We start from the raw sequence: 19,458 nt of genomic DNA, 5'->3' as shown, positions 1-19,458 counted from the left end.
CCTGGCCTCCCGGGCATCCCGCCAGGAGAGCCACTGTCCGCGCCTCCGCCGCCGCGTTCTGGAAGCAACAACACCTTCCGGAGGTGGAGGCTTTCCAATGCGTTTCCGGGACAGGGCGGAGGCGGGGCAGAAGCTCGCGGGGGTGCTGACGCCCTACCGCGCCGGGGACGTGTGCGTCCTGGGGCTGACGCGCGGGGGGCTGCGCGTGGCGTACGAGGTGGCCCGGGCGCTGGAGAAGCCCCTGGACCTGTGGGTCGCGCGCCGGATGCACGTGCCGGGGGGCCGGCTCACGCTGGGCGCGGTGACGGAAGGCGGCGGGCTGTACCTGGACCCCCAGGCCGCGCGCCAGGCGAAGCTGCCGGGGGAAGCGCTCCAGCGCTTCGTGCATGACGAGGTGGACGACGTGGAGCGGCAGGCCCGGCAGCTGCGAGGCGGCCTCACGCCGCGGATCCGCGGGTGCACGGTGCTGCTGGTGGATGACGGGATGGTGACGGGGGCCACCGTGGCCGCGGCGCTGCTGGCGCTGAAGCAGCAGGGCGCGCGTCAGCGCGTCGTCGCGGTGGGCGTGGCGACGCCCAGGGCGCTGGAGCTCATCCGGGGCCGCGCGGACGCGGTGCACACGCTGACGCTGGACCCCACGCTGCGCGAGGTCTCCGAGGCCTACGACACCTTCCCCGCGCTGACCCAGGACGAGCTGCGGCGCTGGCTCCTGCGCGCCCGGGAGGCCGGACCGAAGCGGGCCGCGGGCGTGGCGCCCGACGTGGCGGGCGGGTGGTGGTTCTGACGGACCGCGCGACGGGCGCGAGGGAACGAACAGGGACCGACGAGGACCCGAGGAGGAGGTATGGACGTGGAAACCGTGCATGCGGAAGACCGCAGGCCCCGGACGCACTGGGAACACTTCACGCGCGACGAGCTGCTCGGGGTGCGGGGCGTGGGCCGCTCCATGGAGCAGGCCTTCGAGATGGCGGCGCTGGGGCTGTGCGCGCTGGTGACGGACCCCCGGAGCGTGGAGGCGCACGAGGAGCTGGAGGTGGACTGCCAGTCGGTGGACCATGACCAGCTGCTCGCGGACTGGCTGCGGGAGGTGGTGGGCGCGATGGCCGGACGGCGCCTGCGCTTCCAGTGCTTCGTGGTGCGCCTGGACGGACTGAACCTCTTCGGCCACGGCTTCGGCGAGCGCGCGGGGCAGGCGCGCCATGGCACCAGCGTGGCGGTGACGGGCGCGTCGTTCACCCAGGTCTCCGTGCGCCAGGGGCCGGAAGGCGTGTGGACCGCCGAGGCGCTGGTGGACTTCTAGATGCCCGCGCGGGCGGTCTCCTTCCCCGGCGGCGCGGGGCGGTTGGAGCTGCCTCCGGGCGTCCCCGCGGCCTCCGCGGTGCTGGTGTCGTGCTTCGCGTGCCTGGGCCACTCGCCCGGGCCGGAGCGGCTGGCGCGCGCGCTGGTGTCACGGGGGTTCGCCGTGCTGCGCCTGGACTTCACGGAGGTCCCCGCCAGCGCCACGGCGGCCGCGCCCCCGGACACCCTGCCCAGCGTGGACACGGTGGTGGCCGCGTCGGCGTGGCTCTCCATGCGAGCGCCCGTGCCCCGCCTGTTCGTGGGGCACAGCCTGGGCGGCACGGCGGTGGCGGCGGCGCTGCCCCGGCTGCCCAACGTGGCGGCCGTCGCGCTGGTGAACACCCCCGCGGGCGCGAAGGACGTGCTCGCGCTCCTGTCCCCGCGTGAGCGGGAGGCGGGGGAAGGGGAGCTGCGGCTGGAGCCCGGCCGGCTGAAGCTGAAGCGCGACTTCCTCACCGCCATCGACGCCAGCGCGGTGTCGAAGGCGCTGGGCGCGTTCCCGGGCGCGCTGCTGGTGATGCACGCGCCGGAGGACCGCCACGTGGGCCTGGACAACGCGCGCCGGCTGGTGACGTGCGCGGCGGCGGCCCGCGAGCCTCGTGATGCTGGACGGGGCGGACCACTTCCTCTCCCGGCAGGCGGACGCGGGCTACGCGGCGGACGTGCTGGGCCCGTGGGCCGTGCGGCACGTGGCGCCGCTGCGCGAGCGCACGGAGCCCCTGCCGGAGGGGCAGGTGGAGGTGCGCGAGGCATCCGAGGGCGGGCTGGCCCAGGACATCCGCGTGGGGCCGCACTGGCTGCGCGCGGATGAACCGCTGACGCTGGGCGGACAGGACTCAGGGCCCACGCCGTACGGGCTGCTGGCGGCGGCGCTGGGCGCGTGCACGTCCATGACGGTGCGCATGTACGCGGACCGTCAGGGTTGGCCCCTCACCCGGGTGCGGGTGCGCCTGTCGCACGACAAGGTGCACGCGAAGGACGGCGCGGAGTGCGAGTCGCGGGTGGGGCGCGTGGACCGGCTGGAGCGGCTCGTCCGGCTGGAGGGTCCCCTGACGGAGGAGCAGCGGGCCCAGCTGCTGCGCATCGCGGACCTGTGCCCGGTGCACCGCACGCTCGAATCCAAGGTGGACGTGCGGACGCGGCGGGACGATTCATCCACGGAGTGAGTGCACCGGGGCCCTGGGCTGCTATAGGGACGTTTCTTCTCTTCGCGACCAGGATCCTTCGGACATGCCTTCCCGTGAACCCCGCCTTGTGTGGCTCGACCTGGAGATGACGGGTCTGGACCCTGAGACCTGCGGCATCATCGAGGTGGGCGTCATCGTCACCGGCCCGGACCTGCGCCCTCTGGGGGAGTTCGAGCGCGTCATCTGGCAGCCGGAGGAGATGCTCCAGCGCATGGAGCCCGTCGTGCGCGAGATGCACACGAAGAACGGCCTGCTGGAGAAGGTGCGCGCGTCGAACACGTCCCTGCGCGTGGCGGAGCGCGACGTGACGTCCTTCATCGCGGAGTACTGCGAGCTGGGCGAGGGCATCCTCGCGGGCAACTCCATCCACACGGACCGGCGCTTCCTCATCGACCACATGCCCATGCTGGACCGCTACCTGCACTACCGCATGGTGGATGTGACGAGCCTCAAGGTGCTGGTGCGCGCCTGGTACCCGGCGCTGGTGGAGCCGCGCAAGCCGCCCAGCGGGCACACCGCGCTCGCGGACCTGCGCTCCAGCATCAGCGAGCTGCAGTACTACCGGGACATCCTCTTCCGCGCGACGCCGGGCTGAACGGGGAGGCGCGCTACGCGCGGGCCTCTTCGGCGGGCAGCTGCTTCGCGATGGTGCCCAAGAGGTCGTCCAGTTCGAAGGGCTTGGCCAGGAAGTGTGAACTGGCGCGGCGCTCCTCGTCCGTGAGGCGGCCCGCGCTCATCACCACCACGGGCAGGTCCTGCAGGTCCGGGTGGGCGCGGATGCGGCGCAAGAGCTCTCCGCCGTCCATCACCGGCATCATCAAATCCAGGAGCACCAGGTCCGGCTTGGAGGCCAGGAGCCGCTGGAGGCCCTCGTCGCCGTTGTAGGCGGTGACGATGTCGTAGCCCTCCAGGGACAGGATGTCCTCGAGCGCCTCCACGATGGCGAGCTCGTCGTCGACGATGAGCAACCGCTTCATGCGGGGGCCACCTCGACCGCGCGCACGTCGCACGGCATCCCCGCCGGCCAGGAGGCCAGGGGCATGTCGCATGGGATGTGGGCGGGATGGGACTTCACTCGGTGGCTCCGGTTTCTGTTGCCGGACAAGGTAGGGCTGCCCGCCATTTCGGCCAGGGGACAGTGTGGTTTCTGTTGAGCGGATGGCGGTGGATGTGTCCCTAGGAGGCCGACAGGCGCTCCTTGAGGACGTGTTTCTGCACCTTTCCCAGGGCGTTGCGGGGCAGGGCGTCGGTGAAGACGACGCGGCGGGGCTTCTTGAAGGCGGCCAACCGCTCGCGGCACCAGTCCACCAGGGCCTGGGCGTCGGTGGGGGCGCCGGGGTGGGGGACGATGACGGCGACGACCTGTTCGCCGAAGTCCGGGTCGGGCAGGCCCAGCACGGCGGCCTCGGCGACGGCGGGGTGCGCGGTGAGGACCTCTTCGACTTCGCGGGGGTAGATGTTGAAGCCACCGCTGATGATGAGCTCCCGGGCCCGGCCGGTGATGCGCAGGAATCCGTCGGGGTCCCACTCGCCCAGGTCGCCGGTGCGGAACCATCCGTCGGCGTCGAAGGCTTCGGCGGTGGCGTCCGGGCGGCGCCAGTAGCCGGTGAAGACGTGGGGGCCGCGGACCTCGATTTCGCCCGTCTCTCCACGGGGCAGGGGCTGGCGCGAGCGCACGTCCACGACGCGGGCCTCCTGGCCGGGGAAGGGCATGCCCACGGTGCCGGGGCGGCGTTCGCCGTCGTAGGGCTGGGTGGTGTTCATGAGCGTCTCCGTCATCCCGTAGCGCTCCAGGATGCGGGCGCCGAAGCGCGCCTCGATGTCCAGGCACAGCTGGGGGCTCAGGGGGGCGGAGCCGGAGACCCAGAGGCGCAAGCGGCGCGGCGTCACGCCGGTGCGGCGGGATTCCTCCAGCAGGCGGCCGTACATGGTGGGCACGCCGAAGAAGAGGGTGAGGGACGCATCGTCGCGCAGGGCGGTGAGCGCGTCGGACGCGACGAAGCGGCGGCGCAGGTCCGCGCTGGCGCCGGTGAAGAGCGTGCCGTGCAGGCCCACCATGAGGCCGTGGGTGTGGAAGAGCGGCAGGGTGAGCAGGAGCCGATCCGCGTCGGTCCAGCGCCACGCCTCGGTGACGGCGCGCACGTTGGCGAGCAGCTGCCGGTGCTGGAGCATGGCGCCCTTGGAGCGGCCGGTGGTGCCAGACGTGTAGCCCAGCACCGCGAGGTCCTCCGCGCGCGGCAGGGGCAGGGACGCGGTGGAGGTGGTGCCCTGCTCCATGATGGCGTCGAAGGCCACGGTGGGCAGTGACGCGGGGAGCCCCGGTGGAGGCGGCTCCACGGTGATGAGCCATTGCAGCGATGGAAGCTGGTCGCGCAGCGGCGCGAGCTCCGAGGCGCCGGAGGTGCCGGTGACACAGACCTTCACCTCCGCGTCGGAGAGGATGTGGGCCAGCTCCACCTGGCGGTACGCGGTGTTGACGAGCACGGCGACGCAGCCCGCCGCCTGCACACCCAGCCACGTGATGACGAACGCGTCGCTGTTCTCCAGGAAGAGGGCGACGCGGTCACCCGGAGCCAGTCCCCGGGCCTTGAGGCCGCGAGCGAACGCGGTGACGGCTTCCGCCAGCTGGCCGCGCGTGTAGCGCTTGCCCTCGAAGGAGAGCAGCGGCCGCGCGGGCTCGTGACGGGCGTGGTCCAGGAACACTTCGAGCAGGGAGGCCGGCATGGCGCGCGAGCCTACCCGGGACGGGATACGCTGGGCGCATGTCCGTACGTCGGCGGTTGCTGCGGGTCACAGGGCTGCTCATGAGCCTGTCGTGTTCCGCGCCACAGCCCACGCCCGGCGTCGTCCGGGGCAGACCCGGCGAAAGGCTGGCCAGTCTTCCGGGACCGATGCCTGGCTTCGGTCCGTTCAATACCTTCTCCGACGCGTTGATGGCCGCGTGCCCCGTGATTCTTTCCAGGCCCCACGCGACCGCGGGACGCAAGGGCGCCCAGGACTTCGATGTCCGCTGGCGCGTGTCGAAGGAGTACTGCGCCTGGCTGTATTACACGCCAGCCGGCAAGTACGAGATGAGCATGCTGACGGACCAGTCAGCCCTGGATGATCTGGACCGCCGGAAGAGCTGTCTGCTGCCCGAGACTGTCGACGATGCCCGGTTTCCGGCAGGAAGCCTCAAGTACGTCTTCGCCCTGCACAACCATCCTTACGAGGGGCATCTCTCGGATGGAGACCTCCGGATGATCGTCTCCATGGGGCGTGTGCATGGATGGGTCATGGAGATAGGCGGGAAGAAGGTTCCTCTGTCGATCGTCGCGTTCTTTTCGAACTCCGATGATCTGGACCATCCCTCGTGCGACGGTTTCTTCCAGTACATCCCGGTGACGGGCGAACTGAAGAGGTGGACTGGAGGAGCCAGGACTGGATGGCGCCAGGAAGTGCTGGGTACGGTCACCTGGCAGGATGAGATGCACTACCGGATCGACCAGAAGTAGCAGCCAGGAGCGCTTCATGAAGAGGACTCATTCCATCCTGACCTCCGTGCTCGTGTTGACGGGCTGCTTGAGGGCCTCCTCACCCCCTCCCACGAAAGTGGAAGAGGACCCCTCCATCCTCTTTCCAGCGTTCTTCTCTCAGCCCGCTGTCCCGCTAGGGACAGAAGGCACGGTGTACGAGCTGGATGGCGACACGCTGCGGGCGCTCACCGTCGCCACCCGGGATCTGCTTCCATCCCAGGACACCACCGTGTCCTGTGGAAGCCGCTGGGAGTCCCAGCAGTACCGGGTCGTCCGTCAGGGAGACCTCATCTTCATCCGGATCGACGAAGACCCAAGGGCATGTGGCCGCACGCAGCCCGCGCTGGATTCAGGGGCGAGCTACGCCATCCACCGGGACGGCCGGATCCTCCGGCGGCTTATCGACGGCCAGCCCGATGTCTCAGCGCATGCGGATGCCGGTGTGCCTTCCACGCTGGGAGAGCCCGGCAGTGCGTCCCCGGACGCGCTGAACGACGGGCCCTCGCCGTTCCTGCCGCTCTCCTGGCAGGACGCGGGCTCACCGGCTCCCGTGCCCCGTCAGTAGGTCGCATGCGTGTGATACGTTTCACGCCGCTCCGCGCCCGAACATCCGAGTCCTGTCTCCATGACCAGTCCCTGGTTCAACGTCCCCGCGCTGTATTGCCGCGTGCACCTGAGCGCCTCGCACCGGTCGCGCGAGGAGACGATGCCCGCCATCCACGGCTACACCACCCACGACGTCACGCTGTCCGCGGTCGGGACGTTCCAGTTGGTGGCCGCGCACGGCGACAGGCCCTACTTCCGGAACGAGAAGGTGACCCTCCGCGTCCAGGCGCGGATCTTCAACGAGCTCGAGTTCCAGGGCGGCGGCGGCGAGACCATCCGCCGGGGAGGCCGCTCCACCTTCGGCGGTGTCACCCAACCCTCCGACGTGAACCTGGAGCTGACCACGGAGGAGAAGCACGAGGCCTACCTCCGGATGGGTTCGATGGGCCCGTTCACGCTGAAGCACCGCATCGATGTCTGGGATACCTCACCGCCCAAGCCCGCCCAGGGGCACGTCAACGAAGAGTTCAACGTCGACGCCATGCTGTCCCTGACCCTTCCCAAGACGCCCGGCCAGGTCCGGCTGGACGCGTTCGAGAAGTCGCTCATCGGCTCCCCGTTCTCCTGCTGCGACTCCCGCTGCGAGGTCCGCCTGTCCGGCCTCCTGCGCCTCACGCCTGACGTCCCGGTGTTCCACCTGGCGGACGACACGCTGGACCAGAACCCCATTCCGCACTGCCGCGTGCGCGTCCTCTGCCCGGACGGCGCGACGCGCGAGTTCGAATCCGACGAGGCCGGCGACATCTTCATCCCCCGCGCCAGCACCAAGGACGTCTACACGCTGCTCGAGGTCCTGGACGACCGGGCGCCCCAGTCCGCCGCGATCCCGGGCACCTGGACCGTCGATACCGTTCCGGACCGGGTCTGACCTCCTCTCCCCGCACGACACCTCTCCGACCCCATGCCGAACCTCGACACGCTGTTGAAGGCCACGATGCTGCTCACCGCGGCTCCCGGTGCGAAGTTCCAGTCCTTCGACAAGGGCGCCTCACGCGGTGCCGGGGGCTCCACGTCTGGCACCGGCGCCTTCTGGGGCTGGACCCACGCCGCGAAACAGGCCGACCGCGTGACGCACGTCACCCACCGCCTGCGCGAGACGCCCTGGTTCCCCGCGCAGACCCTCCCCGTCCTGGATGAGCTGGTCTGGCACCCCATCGAGCTCGTCCACCGGGGCGCGGCGCTGAAGCTGGAGCTGACGGAGGAATTCCTCCTGCGCCGGTACGAAGCGTCCCGCGGCTCCATCACCCAGGGCCAGTCCTCCTACTGGATCCCCGCCGACATCGACCGGAGCATGCTGCTCGTCTTCGGCTTCCAGGTGAACCTGCGCGCCGCGCCCGGCACCGTCACCCTGGAGCCCATTCCGCGCGACGTGCTGGAGCGCGATGACTTCATGCCCGAACCGTGCGCGACGCCCCCCGCGCCCGGCGAGATGAAGGTGAAGCGCACGGAGACGGGCACGCTCCAGCTCATCCCGCTGCGCGTGCTCGTCTGCGCGGAGTTCGTCTGCTGCACCGAACGCAACGACTACACACCCCATGGCCTGGCGGCCACCTCGCGCTTCCGGCCCCACCTGATGTTCATCTGCAACCGGCCGCTGGAGCGCATGGCCGCGGCCATCAGCATCCGCCGTCCGCCCGTGTCCGGAATGGCCCACCCGGGGACCGGTCCCACGCCTCCCACGGGTGAGCCCCATGACCCCCACGCGCCGCACGACGGCCACGGTCCGCATGACGGCCACGGCGCGCATGACGGCAACGGCGCGCACGACGGCCACGTCATGCACGCCATGGACATCCCTCCGACCACGCCGCCGGCCCCCGGGCCGGGGTCGCCCGGGGACCCGAACGATCCGGACCTGATGGTGCATGAGATGGCCACCGGGTTCTGGTCGGACTCGAACGTGGGCCTTGTGTCCTGGCAGAACCTCGCGAACCTGTCCGGCCCGCCGCTGTGGAGCTCCATGTTCTCGCGCGTGCGCACGAACGTGCCGGCGGGCACCAGCTACCTCATGGCCTCGCCGGACCTGTCCCAGGACCCGGGCAAGCCCGGCTTCGTGTCCCGCCTCTGGAATGGCCGCGAGTACGTCGCGTACCCGCAGCCGATGAATCGCCGCCAGGGCTACTTCGACAACATCCACATCGCGCCGCCCATGAAGGCCCCCCAGAGCATCCGGGAGCGCTACGGCAAGCCCGGGTTCCACCTGGACAGCATCGCCATGGCGCCCTTCTGCATCCACGACTGCCTGCACATGCACTGGCGCTGGCTGCCGACGTCGGACAAGGAGAAGCACCTGTGGGGGTGGGACGCCTCCGGTCCCTACGCCGCCGCGGGTGAGCCTCACATCCCCATCCACCAGCACCTGCGCGTCGAGCTGGAGTCCACCCACGCGTTCGCCTACCGCGTCCACGCGGACACGGTGATGGAGTCCGGGACCTGGCAGTACGTCCTCCACGAGGGCCTGGCCCACGGCAACAGCGCGGCCTCGGAGACCCTGGCGCAGTGGATGCACCTGGGCCTGCAGATGCTCGACGAGTGGCCCATGCCGGCGGGCAAGTCGTGGGCGATGTTCTACTGGGCGCTGCGCTACTGCCGCTCCGGGGACACGGTCCGCGAGCGGCTGCTGGAGGACGGGGCGCCCGTGCCCTGAAGGCCGTGGGCGCCTTAGAACACCGACACGCCCAGCGTGACGCTGCACAGGAAGCCGCCGTGCTGGCTGGTGCCGATATCGAGCGCATCGAAGAGGTTCGGGTCGCGGCCGTCCGACGTGCGCCAGTTGTCCTCACGCAGGCGGAAGCCCCAACCCACGCGCAGCCCCAGGTACATGGGGCCCATCGACTGACGCATGCCCACCGCCAGCGTCGCCACCGGCGTGAGCAGCTTCTCCGTCGTGAACTCCTCCGTTTCGCCGTCGAAGGTGAGCGTGCTCGTCGACTTCGTGCCCATGTTGAAGCTCATGCCCGCCTCCAGGAAGGGGCTCGTGCGCGCCTCGCCCAGCGGATACAGGCGCGCCAGCGGCCCCACGCGGAAGCCCCAGGCGCCCGTGCCGGCGCTCAGGTTGAGCCCCAGCTTGGGCACCACCCGGAACTCCAGCTCACCGCCGAAGATGCCCGACGGGCTGTTGAAGCCCAGCGCCAGACCCAGGTCCAGGTTCGTCCGGCCACCGCCCCGGCGCGGTGCCTCGCTCTCCAGCTCGCGCCCCGTCGAGTCCTGGCCGGGCCCCTCCGCCGCGGGTGCGTCCGCCTGGACCAGGGGCACCTCCTCCGTCCCGGCCGCCGCCACGGGCGTCTCCTGGCTCGCGGTCTCCAGCTTCTGGGCCTCGCTCAGCAGCGCCTGCGCCATCGCCACCGAGCCCCGGTCGCTCAGACTGGGATTGACGAACTCGTACGACAGCGTCTTGGTGCGCACGGGCTCATGCGTCGTGCTCAGCAGATACGTCAGCCGGTACTTCTCCCCGGCGCGCGTCACCTTCGCGCTCAGCGTCAGGTCCGGCGCGCCCTCGTGCTGCGGATCCATCAGGATGGCCTGCGTGGAGGACGTCTTCAGCGCCTCCTCGATGCCGTAGCGCGTCCGCTCCGCCACGGTGGCCGCGGCCAGGCCCGCTGCATCCACGTCGCTGCCCACGTCCTTGAGCTGCAGGTACACGGTGTCGGCCAGGGCGGAGAACGGCAGCAGGGTCGCGGCCAGCAGCATGCTGGCGCGCATCCGGAGAGCGGTGGAGCGCATCGGGGTGTTCCTTGAAGTTGTGTGGGAATTGAATCGGGCAGGCAGACGGCCTGACGCTGTTTCTATTCAACACCAGCACACTTCTTCGCGGTGTCCGTTCCTGGGACGCGCCCTTCGCGCAAGCGGTCAACGCGGCCAGCCTTCCCGCCGCCATCCCCGTGTTTCCGGGCGCTTGCCCCGGCTCGAAGCGCTGGCACACGGCTCGCTATGGCCCGGGACGTGGACATCCCGAAGGCCCGCACCCCGCGCCGCAAACCCTATCTCCTGGCCGCCCTGGGCCTCGCCCTGCTCGTGGCGGTGACGGTGGGCCTGTCCCGGCTGCGCCCCGCGGCGCCCACGGTGGACAAGGCTTCGGTGTGGCTGGACACCGTGAAGCGCGGCCCGCTGGTGCGCCAGGTGAAGGGCACCGGTTCGCTGGTGCCGGAGTCCATCCGCTGGCTCACCGCCGACACCGCCGGCCGCGTGGAGCGCATCCACGTCCGGCCCGGCGCCACCGTCACCGCCGGCACGCTGCTCCTGGAGCTGTCCAACCCGGACGTGCAGCTCCAGGCCCTGGAGGCCGAACGCCAGCTCGCGAGCGCCGAAGGCGACTTCCTGGAGCTGCGCGAGGTGCTCCAGACGCAGCGGCTGTCCCAGCAGGCCACCGTGGCCGCCCTCACCGCCGAGGCCGCCGACGCCACCCGCCGCTCCCAGGCCAACACGGCGCTGTTCCAGAAGTCCTTCGCCGGCGACCTGGAGACGCGCCAGGCCCAGGACAAGGCGCAGGAGGCCGGCCAGCGTCTGGAATTGGAGCGCCAGCGCCTGGACGTCATGTCCCAGAGCCTGCGCCAGCGTCTGGCTTCACAACAGGAACAGGTGGAGCGGCTGAAGGCCGTGGCGCGCTTCCGCCGCCAGCAGGTGGAGTCCATGAAGGTGCTCGCGGGCGAGGACGGCGTGCTCCAGGAGCTGCCTTTGGAATTGGGCCAGTGGGTGACGCCCGGCGTGCTCCTGGCCAAGGTGGTGAAGCCGGAGCGGCTCAAGGCGGAGCTGAGAATCGCGGAGACGCAGGCGCGCGACATCCTCCCGGGCCTGAAGGCGCAGGTGGACACGCGCAACGGCATCGTGGAGGGCATCGTGGCGCGCGTGGCCCCCGCGGCCAGCCAGGGCACGGTGCGCGTGGAGGTGTCACTGCCGGACGCGCTGCCCAAGGGCGCCCGGCCGGACCTCACCGTGGAGGGCACCGTGGAGCTGGAGCGGCTGGACGACGTGCTGTCCGTGGGCCGTCCGGCGGGAGCGCAGGCGGAGAGCACGCTGGCGCTCTTCCGGCTGATGCCCGGCGGCGACGAGGCGGTGCGCATCCCCGTGAAGCTGGGCCGCGGCTCGGTGAACGCGGTGGAGGTCGTGCAGGGACTTTCAGAAGGCGATCAGGTGGTGCTGTCGGACATGACCGCGTGGGATGCGGTGGAGCGCGTGAGGCTGCGATGATGACGACGATGACGAACGACAGCGAGGCGAAGGGCGCGGTGCCTGGCGCGGTGCCGGGCCGGGCCCTGCTCCAGCTCGACGGGCTCACCAAGGTGTTCGAGACGGAGGAGGTGGAGACGCACGCCCTCTCCAACATCCAGCTCACCATCCGGCAGAACGAATGGGTGGCCATCGTGGGCCCGTCCGGCTCCGGCAAGTCCACGCTGCTCGCGGTGCTGGGCCTCCTGGACACCGCCACGCGCGGCAGCTACCTGCTGGATGGCCGGAGCGTGCTGGAGCTGTCGCCCACGGACCGGGCGAAGGTGCGCAACCAGCACATCGGCTTCATCTTCCAGAGCTTCAACCTCATCGGCGACCTCACCGTCTTCGAGAACGTGGAGCTGCCGCTCACCTACCGGGGGCTGCCCGCGCAGGAGCGCAAGCAGCGCGTGGAGCGGGCCCTGGAGCGCGTGGGCATGGCGCACCGGGCGAGGCACCTGCCGGGGCAGCTGTCCGGCGGCCAGCAGCAGCGCGTGGCGGTGGCGCGCGCCGTGGCGGGAGACCCCCTCATCCTCCTGGCGGACGAGCCCACGGGCAACCTGGACTCGAAGAACGGCGAGGCGGTGATGCAGCTGCTGTCCGACCTGCACAAGGCGGGCTCCACGCTGTGCATGGTGACGCACGACCCGGCGCACGCGCGCATCGCCACGCGCACGGTGAGCCTGTTCGACGGCCGCGTCGTGCAGGACGAACAGCTTCGCTGACACGGGGAACATGACCATGGAACACCTGCTCGGCGATTTGCGTTACGCGTGGCGCTCCCTGAAGAGCGCCCCCGGCTTCGTGGCCGTGGCGGTGCTGACGCTGGCGTTGGGCATCGGCGCGAACAGCGCCGTGTTCAGCGTGGTGAAGGGCGTGCTGCTCACGCCGCCGCCGTTCGCCCAGCCGGAGCGGCTGGTGCTGCTGGCCCCGAACTTCGACGCCTTCGGACTCAAGGAGGTGTCGAACTCGATTCCGGAGTACCGGGACATGCTCACGCACGCGAAGGCCTTCGCGTCGCTGGCGGCCTTCCGGCCCGACGACATGACGCTCACGGGTGGGGAGTCTCCCCGGCGCCTGCGCGTCGTCATCGCCACGGCGTCCTTCCTGCCCACGCTGGGCGTCGCGCCGGTGCTCGGCCGGGGCTTCACGCAAGAAGAGGAGACGCCGGGCAAGGACCAGGTCGTCGTGCTCACGGACGCCGCGTGGCGCACTCACTTCGCGAAGGACCCGGAGGTGCTGGGGCGCGTGCTGCGGCTGGACGGGGTGCCGCACACGGTGGTGGGGGTGCTGCCGCCGGGCGGCGTCTACCCGGAGGACACGGAGGCGGTGTTGCCCTTCGCGCCCACGCCGCAGCAGCAGGAGGAGTCCCGGCGCGGCAACCGCTTCCTCAGCGTGATGGCGCGGCTCAAGCCGGGCATGACGCTGGACGCGGCGCGAGCGGACCTGGTGCGCCTGGGCAACGCGCGTACTCCGGACCTGGTGGACCAGTACCGGCAGGCGGGGTGGTCCATGAGCGTGAAGTCTCTGGAGGACCAGGTGGTGGGCGGCGTCCGCGAGACGCTGTGGCTGCTCTGGGGCGCGGTGGGGTTCGTGCTGCTGGTGGCGTGCTCCAGCGTGGCCAACCTGCTGCTCGCGCGGGCGGTGTCCCGGGGCCGGGAGGTCTCCATCCGCGCGGCGCTGGGCGCGGGCCGGATGCGGCTGGTGGCGCAGTTCCTCACGGAGAGCCTGGTGCTGTCGCTGGTGGCGGGCGCGGTGGGGCTGCTGCTCGCGCTGTGGGGTACGGACGCGCTGGTGGCCACGGTGGGTGAGAGCCTGCCGCGCGCCCAGGGCGTGAAGCTGGACGTGGCCTCCGTGCTCTTCACGCTGGCGGTGTCGGTGCTCACGGGCGTGCTCTTCGGGCTGGTGCCCGCGCTCCAGGCCAGCCGCGTGGACCTGCACGCGGCGATGCGCGAGGGCGCACGCGCCACGGGGAGCCACCGCACGGGCCGGATTCGCGCCGCGCTGGTGGTGGCGCAGGTGTCGCTCGCGCTGGTGTTGCTGGTGGGGGCGGGCCTGTTCGTGAAGAGCTTCCTCGCGCTCCAGCGGGTGGACGCGGGCTTCGTGTCGGACGGCGTGCTGACGGGAGCGCTCGCGCTGCCCCGGGTGCAGTACCCGGACCGGGCGAAACAGGCGGCCTTCCAGCAGGCCCTGCTGCCACGGCTCCAGGTGTTGCCGGGCGTGGAGTCCGCGGGGCTCACGAACGTCCTCCCGCTGGGGGGCTCCATGGACAACAGCTTCGACATCGACGGACGACCGCGCCAGCAGGGCGAGCTGTGGAAGGCGGTGGAGTTCCGCGCCGCCACCCCCGGCTACCTGCACGCGTTGCGCGTCCACCTGCGGCAGGGCCGGCTGCTGGAGGACTCGGACGGGCCGGATGCGCCCTGGGCGGTGGTCATCAACCGCTCCTTCGCGAACCTCTTCTGGCCCAAGGGCGACGCCCTGGGGCACCGGGTGAAGTTGCACGGCCAGGACATGCAGTGGGCCACGGTGGTGGGCATCGTGGACGACCTGCGCGAGTGGGGCCTGGACGTGCCGGCGCGCCCGGCCGCGTACTACTCGCTGCCGCAGCTGCCGTCCGTGTACATGGGTCTGGCGGTGCGCGTGAAGTCGGGTGACCCGGAGGCGCTGCGCGCGCAGGTGGAGGCGGAGGTGCGCGCGGTGGACGCGGACCTGCCGCTGTTCGACGTGTCTCCGCTCACGCAGCGGATGAACCAGGCCACGGGGCCCCGGCGGTTGTCCGCGCTGGTGATGGGCCTGTTCGCGGGCGTCGCGTTGCTGCTCGCGGCGCTGGGGTTGTCGGGCGTCATCGCCTTCTCGGTGACCCAGCGCACGCGGGAGCTGGGCATCCGCATGGCATTGGGCGCGGCGCGAGGCGACGTGCTCCGGCTGGTGCTGGCGCAGGGCCTGCGGCTGTCGCTCACGGGCGTGGCGGTGGGGCTGTGCCTGTCATTGGGACTGGCGCGGTTGTTGGGGGCGCTGCTGTATGGCGTGTCGGTGGACGACCCGTGGACGTTCGGCGGGGTCGCGCTGCTGCTGACCGGGGTGGCGCTGGGGGCGTCGTGGCTGCCCGCTCGACGGGCGACGCGCGTGGACCCCATCATCGCGCTCCGGGCCGACTGACGTCCCTCCTTTCTGGCACAGTTCCGCGCCGTGGTGTCCTCCGTGTCCCAGCCCACCGCCTCCCCTCCGCGTCCCACCCGCATCCTCGTCGCCGACGACCAGCCGGACGTGCTGGAGGCGTTGCGGCTCTTGCTCAAGCGCGACGGCTACACCGTGGTGAGCGCGCAGTCTCCCTCGGGCGTGAAGGCCACGCTGGACGCGGAGGACGTGGAGCTGGTGTTGATGGACCTCAACTACGCGCGCGACACGACGTCCGGGCGCGAGGGCCTGGACCTGCTGGGCGCGCTGCGAGCGCGGGATGCCCTGCTGCCCGTGGTGGTGATGACGGCGTGGGGCAGCGTGGAGGGCGCGGTGGAGGCGATGCGCCTGGGCGCGCGCGACTACGTGCAGAAGCCCTGGGACAACACGCGCCTGTTGGCCACGCTGCGCACACAGTTGGAATTGTCCCGCGCGTTGCAGCGCAGCCGGCGGCTGGAGGAGGAGAACCAGCACCTGCGCCGCGAGCAGGGAGGACGCTCTCCGTTGGTGGGCGAGTCGCGGGCGATGCAGCCGGTGCGCAGGCTCATCGAGCGGGTGGCGCCGTCCTCCGCGCCGGTGCTGGTGACGGGGGAGCACGGCACGGGCAAGGAGGTGGTGGCGCGGCTCCTCCATGCGGCGAGCCCCCGCGCGGACCGGCCCTTCGTCGCGGTGAACTCCGGCGGCCTGTCCGAGGGTGTCTTCGAGAGCGAGCTCTTCGGCCACGTGAAGGGAGCCTTCACGGACGCGAAGGCGGACCGCATCGGCTGCTTCGAACTGGCGGACGGCGGCACGCTCTTCCTGGATGAGATTGGAAACATGCCGCTCGCGCAGCAGGCGAAGCTGCTGCGGGTGCTCCAGACGGGGGAGTTGCACCCGGTGGGCTCATCGCGGACGCGGCGCGTGGACGTGCGCGTGGTGAGCGCGACGAACGTGGACCTGGGCCGGGCGGTGGTGGAGGGACGGTTCCGCGAGGACCTGCTCTACCGGCTCAACACGGTGGAGGTGCAGCTGCCGCCGTTGAGGGAGCGGCGAGAAGACATCCCGTTGCTCGCGGCGCACTTCCTGGCGGCGCAGGGCCAGCGCTACGGACGTCCCAACATCCACCTGGCGCCGGGAGCCCTGGAGGCGCTCATCGCGTATCCCTGGCCGGGCAACGTGCGAGAGCTGGAGCACGCGGTGGAGCGCGCGCTGCTGATGGCGGTGGGGGACCGGGTGGAGGCGGAGGACCTGCTGCTCAAGCGGATGGGGCCCGCGAGTGGGGGGACCACGCGCCTGGAGGAGATGACGCTGGAAGAGGTGGAGCGCTACCTCATCGAGCGCGCCCTCGGCAGGCATGACGGCAACGTGAGCGAAGCGGCGAAGGCGCTGGGCCTGTCGCGCAGCGCGCTCTACCGGCGGCTCCAGTACTACGGCATCAAGGGCGCACGGTGAAACGCAGTCCCCCGGCGCCGCACGACCCGAGCGTCACGGAGCACGCGGAGGCACAGCAGGCGCCGGCGCCGCACGACCCTCGCGTCACGGCGCACGCGCACGAACAGAGCACCTCGGTGCCGCACGCCCCGCGCGGCACAGAGCACGCGCACGAACAGAAGACGCCCGTGCCGCACGACCTGCGCGTGATGTGGCTCGCGGTCCTCGCGGGACTGCCCGCGGTCCTCGTGTCGCTCGCGCTCCTCTGGACGGGGGACTTCACCGCGAAGGTGCGCTGGACGCTGTCCGTCCTCGTGGTGGGCGTCCACGCCGCAGCCTGCCTCGCGGTCCGCGAGCGCGTCGTGCGGCCCCTGCACACCGTCGCGGGCTTGCTGGCCGCCCTGCGTGAAGGCGACTACTCCGTGCGCGGCCGGGGCGGACGCGCGGGCGACCCACTGGGTGAGGTGCTGCTGGAGGTCAACGCCCTGGGCGACACCCTGCGCGAACAGCGCCTGGGTGCACTGGAGGCCGGCGCGCTGCTGGGCCAGGTGATGGAAGCCATTGATGTCGCGGTGCTCGCCTTCGACGCCACCGGCACCCTCAAGCTGGTGAATCGCGCGGGCGCCCGGCTCGTGGGCCTGCCGCGCGCACAGCTCCTGGGCCAGCGCGCGGAAACCCTCGGCTGGGGCGAACTGCTGGAAGGCCCCGCCCCCCGCCGCCTCACCCGCGTCTTCGCGCAACAGGACGGCGGCCCCTACGAGCTGTGGCGAGGCACCTTCCGCGAGGGCGGCCAGCCTCACCAGCTCATCGTGCTCACCGACCTGCGTCTGGCATTGCGCGAGGAGGAACGCGAGGCCTGGCGCCGGCTGGTCCGCGTGCTCAGCCACGAAATCAACAACTCCCTCACTCCCATCCAATCCATCGCGGACGCCCTCCGGGACACCGTCGCCCAGGTGCCGCGCCCCGCTGACTGGGAGGAGGACACCCGTCACGGCCTGGGCATCATCGCCCGCCGCGCGGAAGCCCTCTCACGCTTCATGTCAGCGCACGCACGGCTCGCGCGCCTGCCCCCGCCCACCCTGGGGCCCGTCGAAGTGGAGCCCTGGGTGCGGCGCGTGGTGGCCCTGGAGCCGCGCCGTCCCGTCGCCGTGCGCCCCGGCCCCGTCCTCACCGTGTCCGGAGATGGAGATCAGCTGGAACAACTGCTCATCAACCTGGTGCGCAACGCCGTGGACGCGGTCCTGTCGGAGGACGGCGGCCAGGGCGGTGTCTGGGTTTCCTGGGCGGTGCACACGCCCGGCGCCGTGGAGGTCTGGGTGGAGGACGAAGGCCCCGGCCTCGCGGACACCGCGAACCTCTTCGTGCCCTTCTTCACCACCAAGCCGCAGGGCAATGGCATCGGTCTGGCGCTCAGCCGGCAGATCGCCGAAGCGCACGGAGGCGGTTTGCGCCTGGAGAACCGCACCGGCGGCAAGGGCTGCCGGGCGAGGCTCAGGCTCCCGCTGGACGGCCCGCGCGCGTGAAGCCCTTCTTGGCGGATGCCGCGTCGGGAGCGGCGGGAACAACGTCAGGTTCGGGGACCGGAGCGGCCAGCCGGTAGAGCAGCGCGGTCGCCGCCCAGAAGAACATCACGCTGAAGCCCACGTGGATCCACCGTGCCGCCGACCACTGCTGGAGCGAGCGCGGCAGCGCCTCCACCGCGACGTAGCCCCCCATCCACTGGCCCAGCCAGCACAGCCCCGTCACCCACAGCACGCGCCGCCACGACGCCACCCGTGAGCGTCCAAAGGCATACCGGTGCAGGGTCCACAACAGCCCCACGGCGCAGCCCCACAGCGCCAGACGTGTCAGTGAAAGCCCGTGGTGCGAAGGACCTACCGGGTTCAGCTCCAGCACCCCGAAGCTCGGCGCCAGGATGAGCACCTGCACCAGCAACACCCGGCGCACCCGCTCCGTCAGTCCCTTGAGGAGCTGCCCATACGTCCAGGTCAGCGCAATCATGGGGCCCTCCTCGGGCACGAATGAGCGGTGCTACACGAGAAGAACGGTTCGCCCTTTATTTCTTGATTTATTTGATTGGGCAGGACTCCCAGGCTTCATCCCACCCAAGCAATCTCCATGGGTTGGATTGACTCCCGCAAAGACTATTCAAAGATGGACACCTCGGAGAGGGTATAGAACTCAGCAGGTGGGCTGGTGCCGTCGTAGCTAAGGGATTCCACGGAGAGCCGCACGAAGCGCACGGGCCCCACGCTGGACAGGGGCACGTCCTGGAAGGCCGGCTCCAGGACGCCCAGACGGATCGGCCCGTCTCCATAGGGGGATTCGTCGCCGAGCGCCTCGAGGAAGAAGCCGAACCGCGCATCGCGCAGGGACATCTCCAGCGAGCTCATGTCCCGAAGCATGACGCGCGCCAGCGGTTGCCACTGTTCACCGTCCGCACTGCCCTCCAGGACGAGCCAATCCTTGCCACCCCAGCCTTGCGCGTAGTTCAGCCCGCGCACCACCGCGCGGCGGGGCAGGCCCGGCTGGGGCAGGGTGATGACGACGCTGTGGAAGCGGGGGTCGGTCTCCTTCTCCCAGAAGTCCACCGGCGTGAGCAGGCCATCCGTCCATGGACAGACATCCGGAAAGGACGGCTCGCACGTCGCGCCGCGGCTGAGCGGGCGCAGCGTCCCCGCGGGCAGCGGTTCGGCGCCGGTGCGCCACTCCAGCCGGAAGTTGACGGCGCTGGACCCTCCGCCCAGGGGCTCGAACAGCCACGAACCCCCGCTGGCGGCGCGCAGCTGGACGCGGGGACTGGCGAAGTCCTCCATCACATAGGCGCCAGGCGTCCACGGGGAGGCCGTCCCCTTCTGGCGCCAGACCAGCCCACCACCGGACGTGACCCACAGCAGGGGCTCCGGGTCGCTGGCGAGGATGGGCACGAACTCGCCGGTGTCCCCGTCCACCACCTCCAGCGTGTCCGCCGTCTCCGGCAGGGGCGGCGCGGGGGGCGCGGGCGGGAGGGCCACGGT

General features: G+C 71.1%; 19 protein-coding genes. 13 read left to right on the top strand and 6 right to left on the bottom strand.

Annotated features, from left to right (window positions below; all coding sequences use genetic code 11):
* Positions 1 to 97: 97 nt before the first annotated feature.
* Together D7X32_RS14685 and D7X32_RS14680 are read left to right on the top strand one after the other, a co-directional pair.
* Positions 98 to 784 carry a phosphoribosyltransferase gene (locus D7X32_RS14685; protein ID WP_120603164.1) on the top strand — a complete coding sequence of 229 codons (687 nt, stop codon included), beginning with the start codon at positions 98 to 100 and terminating at the stop codon, positions 782 to 784.
* A gap of 60 nt (positions 785 to 844) precedes the next feature.
* Positions 845 to 1,300: an archease gene (locus D7X32_RS14680; protein WP_120603163.1), complete on the top strand. Its 456-nt coding sequence runs from the start codon at positions 845 to 847 to the stop codon at positions 1,298 to 1,300.
* Here the strand turns inward: D7X32_RS14680 and D7X32_RS46730 are convergent.
* The gene (locus D7X32_RS46730; protein ID WP_244239012.1) at positions 1,297 to 1,893 is read right to left on the bottom strand and encodes a hypothetical protein; all 597 of its coding nucleotides are present in this window, start codon (positions 1,891 to 1,893) and stop codon (positions 1,297 to 1,299) included. The genes D7X32_RS14680 and D7X32_RS46730 overlap by 4 nt on opposite strands.
* A 47-nt stretch (positions 1,894 to 1,940) precedes the next feature.
* Here D7X32_RS46730 and D7X32_RS46725 point away from each other — a divergent pair, with 47 nt between their 5' ends.
* Both D7X32_RS46725 and orn read left to right on the top strand, forming a co-directional pair.
* Positions 1,941 to 2,504 carry an OsmC family protein gene (locus D7X32_RS46725; protein WP_244239011.1) on the top strand — a complete coding sequence of 188 codons (564 nt, stop codon included), beginning with the start codon at positions 1,941 to 1,943 and terminating at the stop codon, positions 2,502 to 2,504.
* Positions 2,505 to 2,568: 64 nt separating this feature from the next.
* Complete coding sequence (gene orn / locus D7X32_RS14670; protein ID WP_120603162.1) at positions 2,569 to 3,120, top strand: oligoribonuclease; 552 nt, start codon at positions 2,569 to 2,571, stop codon at positions 3,118 to 3,120.
* Positions 3,121 to 3,133: 13 nt separating this feature from the next.
* Here the strand turns inward: orn and D7X32_RS14665 are convergent, their stop codons facing one another.
* Together D7X32_RS14665 and D7X32_RS14660 are read right to left on the bottom strand one after the other, a co-directional pair.
* Positions 3,134 to 3,502, bottom strand: a complete 369-nt coding sequence (locus tag D7X32_RS14665) for a response regulator (RefSeq protein ID WP_120603161.1) — start codon at positions 3,500 to 3,502, stop codon at positions 3,134 to 3,136.
* Between the two features lie 199 nt (positions 3,503 to 3,701).
* Positions 3,702 to 5,249, bottom strand: coding sequence for an AMP-binding protein (locus tag D7X32_RS14660; RefSeq protein WP_120603160.1), 1,548 nt, complete (start codon positions 5,247 to 5,249; stop codon positions 3,702 to 3,704).
* 38 nt (positions 5,250 to 5,287) lie between these two features.
* Between D7X32_RS14660 and D7X32_RS14655 the strand changes: the two genes are divergently transcribed.
* The 4 genes from D7X32_RS14655 to D7X32_RS14640 are packed head-to-tail and all read left to right on the top strand — an operon-like array spanning position 5,288 to position 9,293.
* Positions 5,288 to 6,019: a hypothetical protein gene (locus D7X32_RS14655; RefSeq protein ID WP_244239010.1), complete on the top strand. Its 732-nt coding sequence runs from the start codon at positions 5,288 to 5,290 to the stop codon at positions 6,017 to 6,019.
* A gap of 16 nt (positions 6,020 to 6,035) precedes the next feature.
* On the top strand, positions 6,036 to 6,605 hold the full coding sequence (locus D7X32_RS14650) for a hypothetical protein (protein ID WP_120603158.1): 570 nt from the start codon (positions 6,036 to 6,038) through the stop codon (positions 6,603 to 6,605).
* Positions 6,606 to 6,665: 60 nt separating this feature from the next.
* Positions 6,666 to 7,514, top strand: coding sequence for a hypothetical protein (locus tag D7X32_RS14645; RefSeq protein ID WP_120603157.1), 849 nt, complete (start codon positions 6,666 to 6,668; stop codon positions 7,512 to 7,514).
* A gap of 33 nt (positions 7,515 to 7,547) precedes the next feature.
* The gene (locus D7X32_RS14640; RefSeq protein ID WP_120603156.1) at positions 7,548 to 9,293 is read left to right on the top strand and encodes a hypothetical protein; all 1,746 of its coding nucleotides are present in this window, start codon (positions 7,548 to 7,550) and stop codon (positions 9,291 to 9,293) included.
* 14 nt (positions 9,294 to 9,307) lie between these two features.
* Here D7X32_RS14640 and D7X32_RS14635 read toward each other — a convergent pair whose 3' ends face one another.
* Positions 9,308 to 10,369 carry a hypothetical protein gene (locus D7X32_RS14635; RefSeq protein WP_147450148.1) on the bottom strand — a complete coding sequence of 354 codons (1,062 nt, stop codon included), beginning with the start codon at positions 10,367 to 10,369 and terminating at the stop codon, positions 9,308 to 9,310.
* A 219-nt stretch (positions 10,370 to 10,588) separates the two neighbouring features.
* Between D7X32_RS14635 and D7X32_RS14630 the strand changes: the two genes are divergently transcribed.
* From D7X32_RS14630 to D7X32_RS14610, 5 genes are all read left to right on the top strand, one after another.
* The gene (locus D7X32_RS14630) at positions 10,589 to 11,833 is read left to right on the top strand and encodes an HlyD family secretion protein (RefSeq protein WP_120603201.1); all 1,245 of its coding nucleotides are present in this window, start codon (positions 10,589 to 10,591) and stop codon (positions 11,831 to 11,833) included.
* Positions 11,833 to 12,576 (top strand): ABC transporter ATP-binding protein, encoded by a 744-nt coding sequence (locus D7X32_RS14625; protein WP_438359003.1) that lies wholly within the window; start codon positions 11,833 to 11,835, stop codon positions 12,574 to 12,576. The genes D7X32_RS14630 and D7X32_RS14625 overlap by 1 nt, the downstream gene beginning before the upstream one ends.
* 16 nt (positions 12,577 to 12,592) lie before the next feature.
* Positions 12,593 to 15,013: an ABC transporter permease gene (locus tag D7X32_RS14620; protein ID WP_120603199.1), complete on the top strand. Its 2,421-nt coding sequence runs from the start codon at positions 12,593 to 12,595 to the stop codon at positions 15,011 to 15,013.
* Between the two features lie 30 nt (positions 15,014 to 15,043).
* The gene (locus D7X32_RS14615) at positions 15,044 to 16,462 is read left to right on the top strand and encodes a sigma-54-dependent transcriptional regulator (protein WP_120603154.1); all 1,419 of its coding nucleotides are present in this window, start codon (positions 15,044 to 15,046) and stop codon (positions 16,460 to 16,462) included.
* 188 nt (positions 16,463 to 16,650) lie between these two features.
* Positions 16,651 to 17,964, top strand: a complete 1,314-nt coding sequence (locus tag D7X32_RS14610) for a sensor histidine kinase (protein ID WP_120603198.1) — start codon at positions 16,651 to 16,653, stop codon at positions 17,962 to 17,964.
* Here the strand turns inward: D7X32_RS14610 and D7X32_RS14605 are convergent.
* Together D7X32_RS14605 and D7X32_RS14600 are read right to left on the bottom strand one after the other, a co-directional pair.
* Positions 17,933 to 18,442, bottom strand: coding sequence for a hypothetical protein (locus tag D7X32_RS14605; RefSeq protein ID WP_120603153.1), 510 nt, complete (start codon positions 18,440 to 18,442; stop codon positions 17,933 to 17,935). The two genes, D7X32_RS14610 and D7X32_RS14605, sit on opposite strands and share 32 nt — an antisense overlap.
* Positions 18,443 to 18,585: 143 nt before the next feature.
* A partial coding sequence (locus D7X32_RS14600) for a hypothetical protein (protein WP_120603152.1) occupies positions 18,586 to 19,458 on the bottom strand: 873 nt, incomplete at its 5' end.

This window comes from Corallococcus carmarthensis, from assembly GCF_003611695.1.
In the GTDB taxonomy this organism is placed as follows: domain Bacteria; phylum Myxococcota; class Myxococcia; order Myxococcales; family Myxococcaceae; genus Corallococcus; species Corallococcus carmarthensis.
This window is presented reverse-complemented; position numbering and strand designations above follow the sequence as displayed.

What these genes read in the sequence shown, in the direction of transcription:
- D7X32_RS14685 (WP_120603164.1), top strand. Translation starts at nt 98, where the DNA reads ATGCGTTTCCGGGACAGGGCGGAGGCGGGGCAGAAGCTCGCGGGGGTG.
- D7X32_RS14680 (WP_120603163.1), top strand. Translation starts at nt 845, where the DNA reads ATGGACGTGGAAACCGTGCATGCGGAAGACCGCAGGCCCCGGACGCAC.
- D7X32_RS46725 (WP_244239011.1), top strand. Translation starts at nt 1,941, where the DNA reads ATGCTGGACGGGGCGGACCACTTCCTCTCCCGGCAGGCGGACGCGGGC.
- orn (WP_120603162.1), top strand. Translation starts at nt 2,569, where the DNA reads ATGCCTTCCCGTGAACCCCGCCTTGTGTGGCTCGACCTGGAGATGACG.
- D7X32_RS14665 (WP_120603161.1), bottom strand. Translation starts at nt 3,502, where the DNA reads ATGAAGCGGTTGCTCATCGTCGACGACGAGCTCGCCATCGTGGAGGCG.
- D7X32_RS14660 (WP_120603160.1), bottom strand. Translation starts at nt 5,249, where the DNA reads ATGCCGGCCTCCCTGCTCGAAGTGTTCCTGGACCACGCCCGTCACGAG.
- D7X32_RS14655 (WP_244239010.1), top strand. Translation starts at nt 5,288, where the DNA reads ATGTCCGTACGTCGGCGGTTGCTGCGGGTCACAGGGCTGCTCATGAGC.
- D7X32_RS14650 (WP_120603158.1), top strand. Translation starts at nt 6,036, where the DNA reads ATGAAGAGGACTCATTCCATCCTGACCTCCGTGCTCGTGTTGACGGGC.
- D7X32_RS14645 (WP_120603157.1), top strand. Translation starts at nt 6,666, where the DNA reads ATGACCAGTCCCTGGTTCAACGTCCCCGCGCTGTATTGCCGCGTGCAC.
- D7X32_RS14640 (WP_120603156.1), top strand. Translation starts at nt 7,548, where the DNA reads ATGCCGAACCTCGACACGCTGTTGAAGGCCACGATGCTGCTCACCGCG.
- D7X32_RS14635 (WP_147450148.1), bottom strand. Translation starts at nt 10,369, where the DNA reads ATGCGCTCCACCGCTCTCCGGATGCGCGCCAGCATGCTGCTGGCCGCG.
- D7X32_RS14625 (WP_438359003.1), top strand. Translation starts at nt 11,833, where the DNA reads ATGACGACGATGACGAACGACAGCGAGGCGAAGGGCGCGGTGCCTGGC.
- D7X32_RS14620 (WP_120603199.1), top strand. Translation starts at nt 12,593, where the DNA reads ATGGAACACCTGCTCGGCGATTTGCGTTACGCGTGGCGCTCCCTGAAG.
- D7X32_RS14610 (WP_120603198.1), top strand. Translation starts at nt 16,651, where the DNA reads ATGTGGCTCGCGGTCCTCGCGGGACTGCCCGCGGTCCTCGTGTCGCTC.
- D7X32_RS14605 (WP_120603153.1), bottom strand. Translation starts at nt 18,442, where the DNA reads ATGATTGCGCTGACCTGGACGTATGGGCAGCTCCTCAAGGGACTGACG.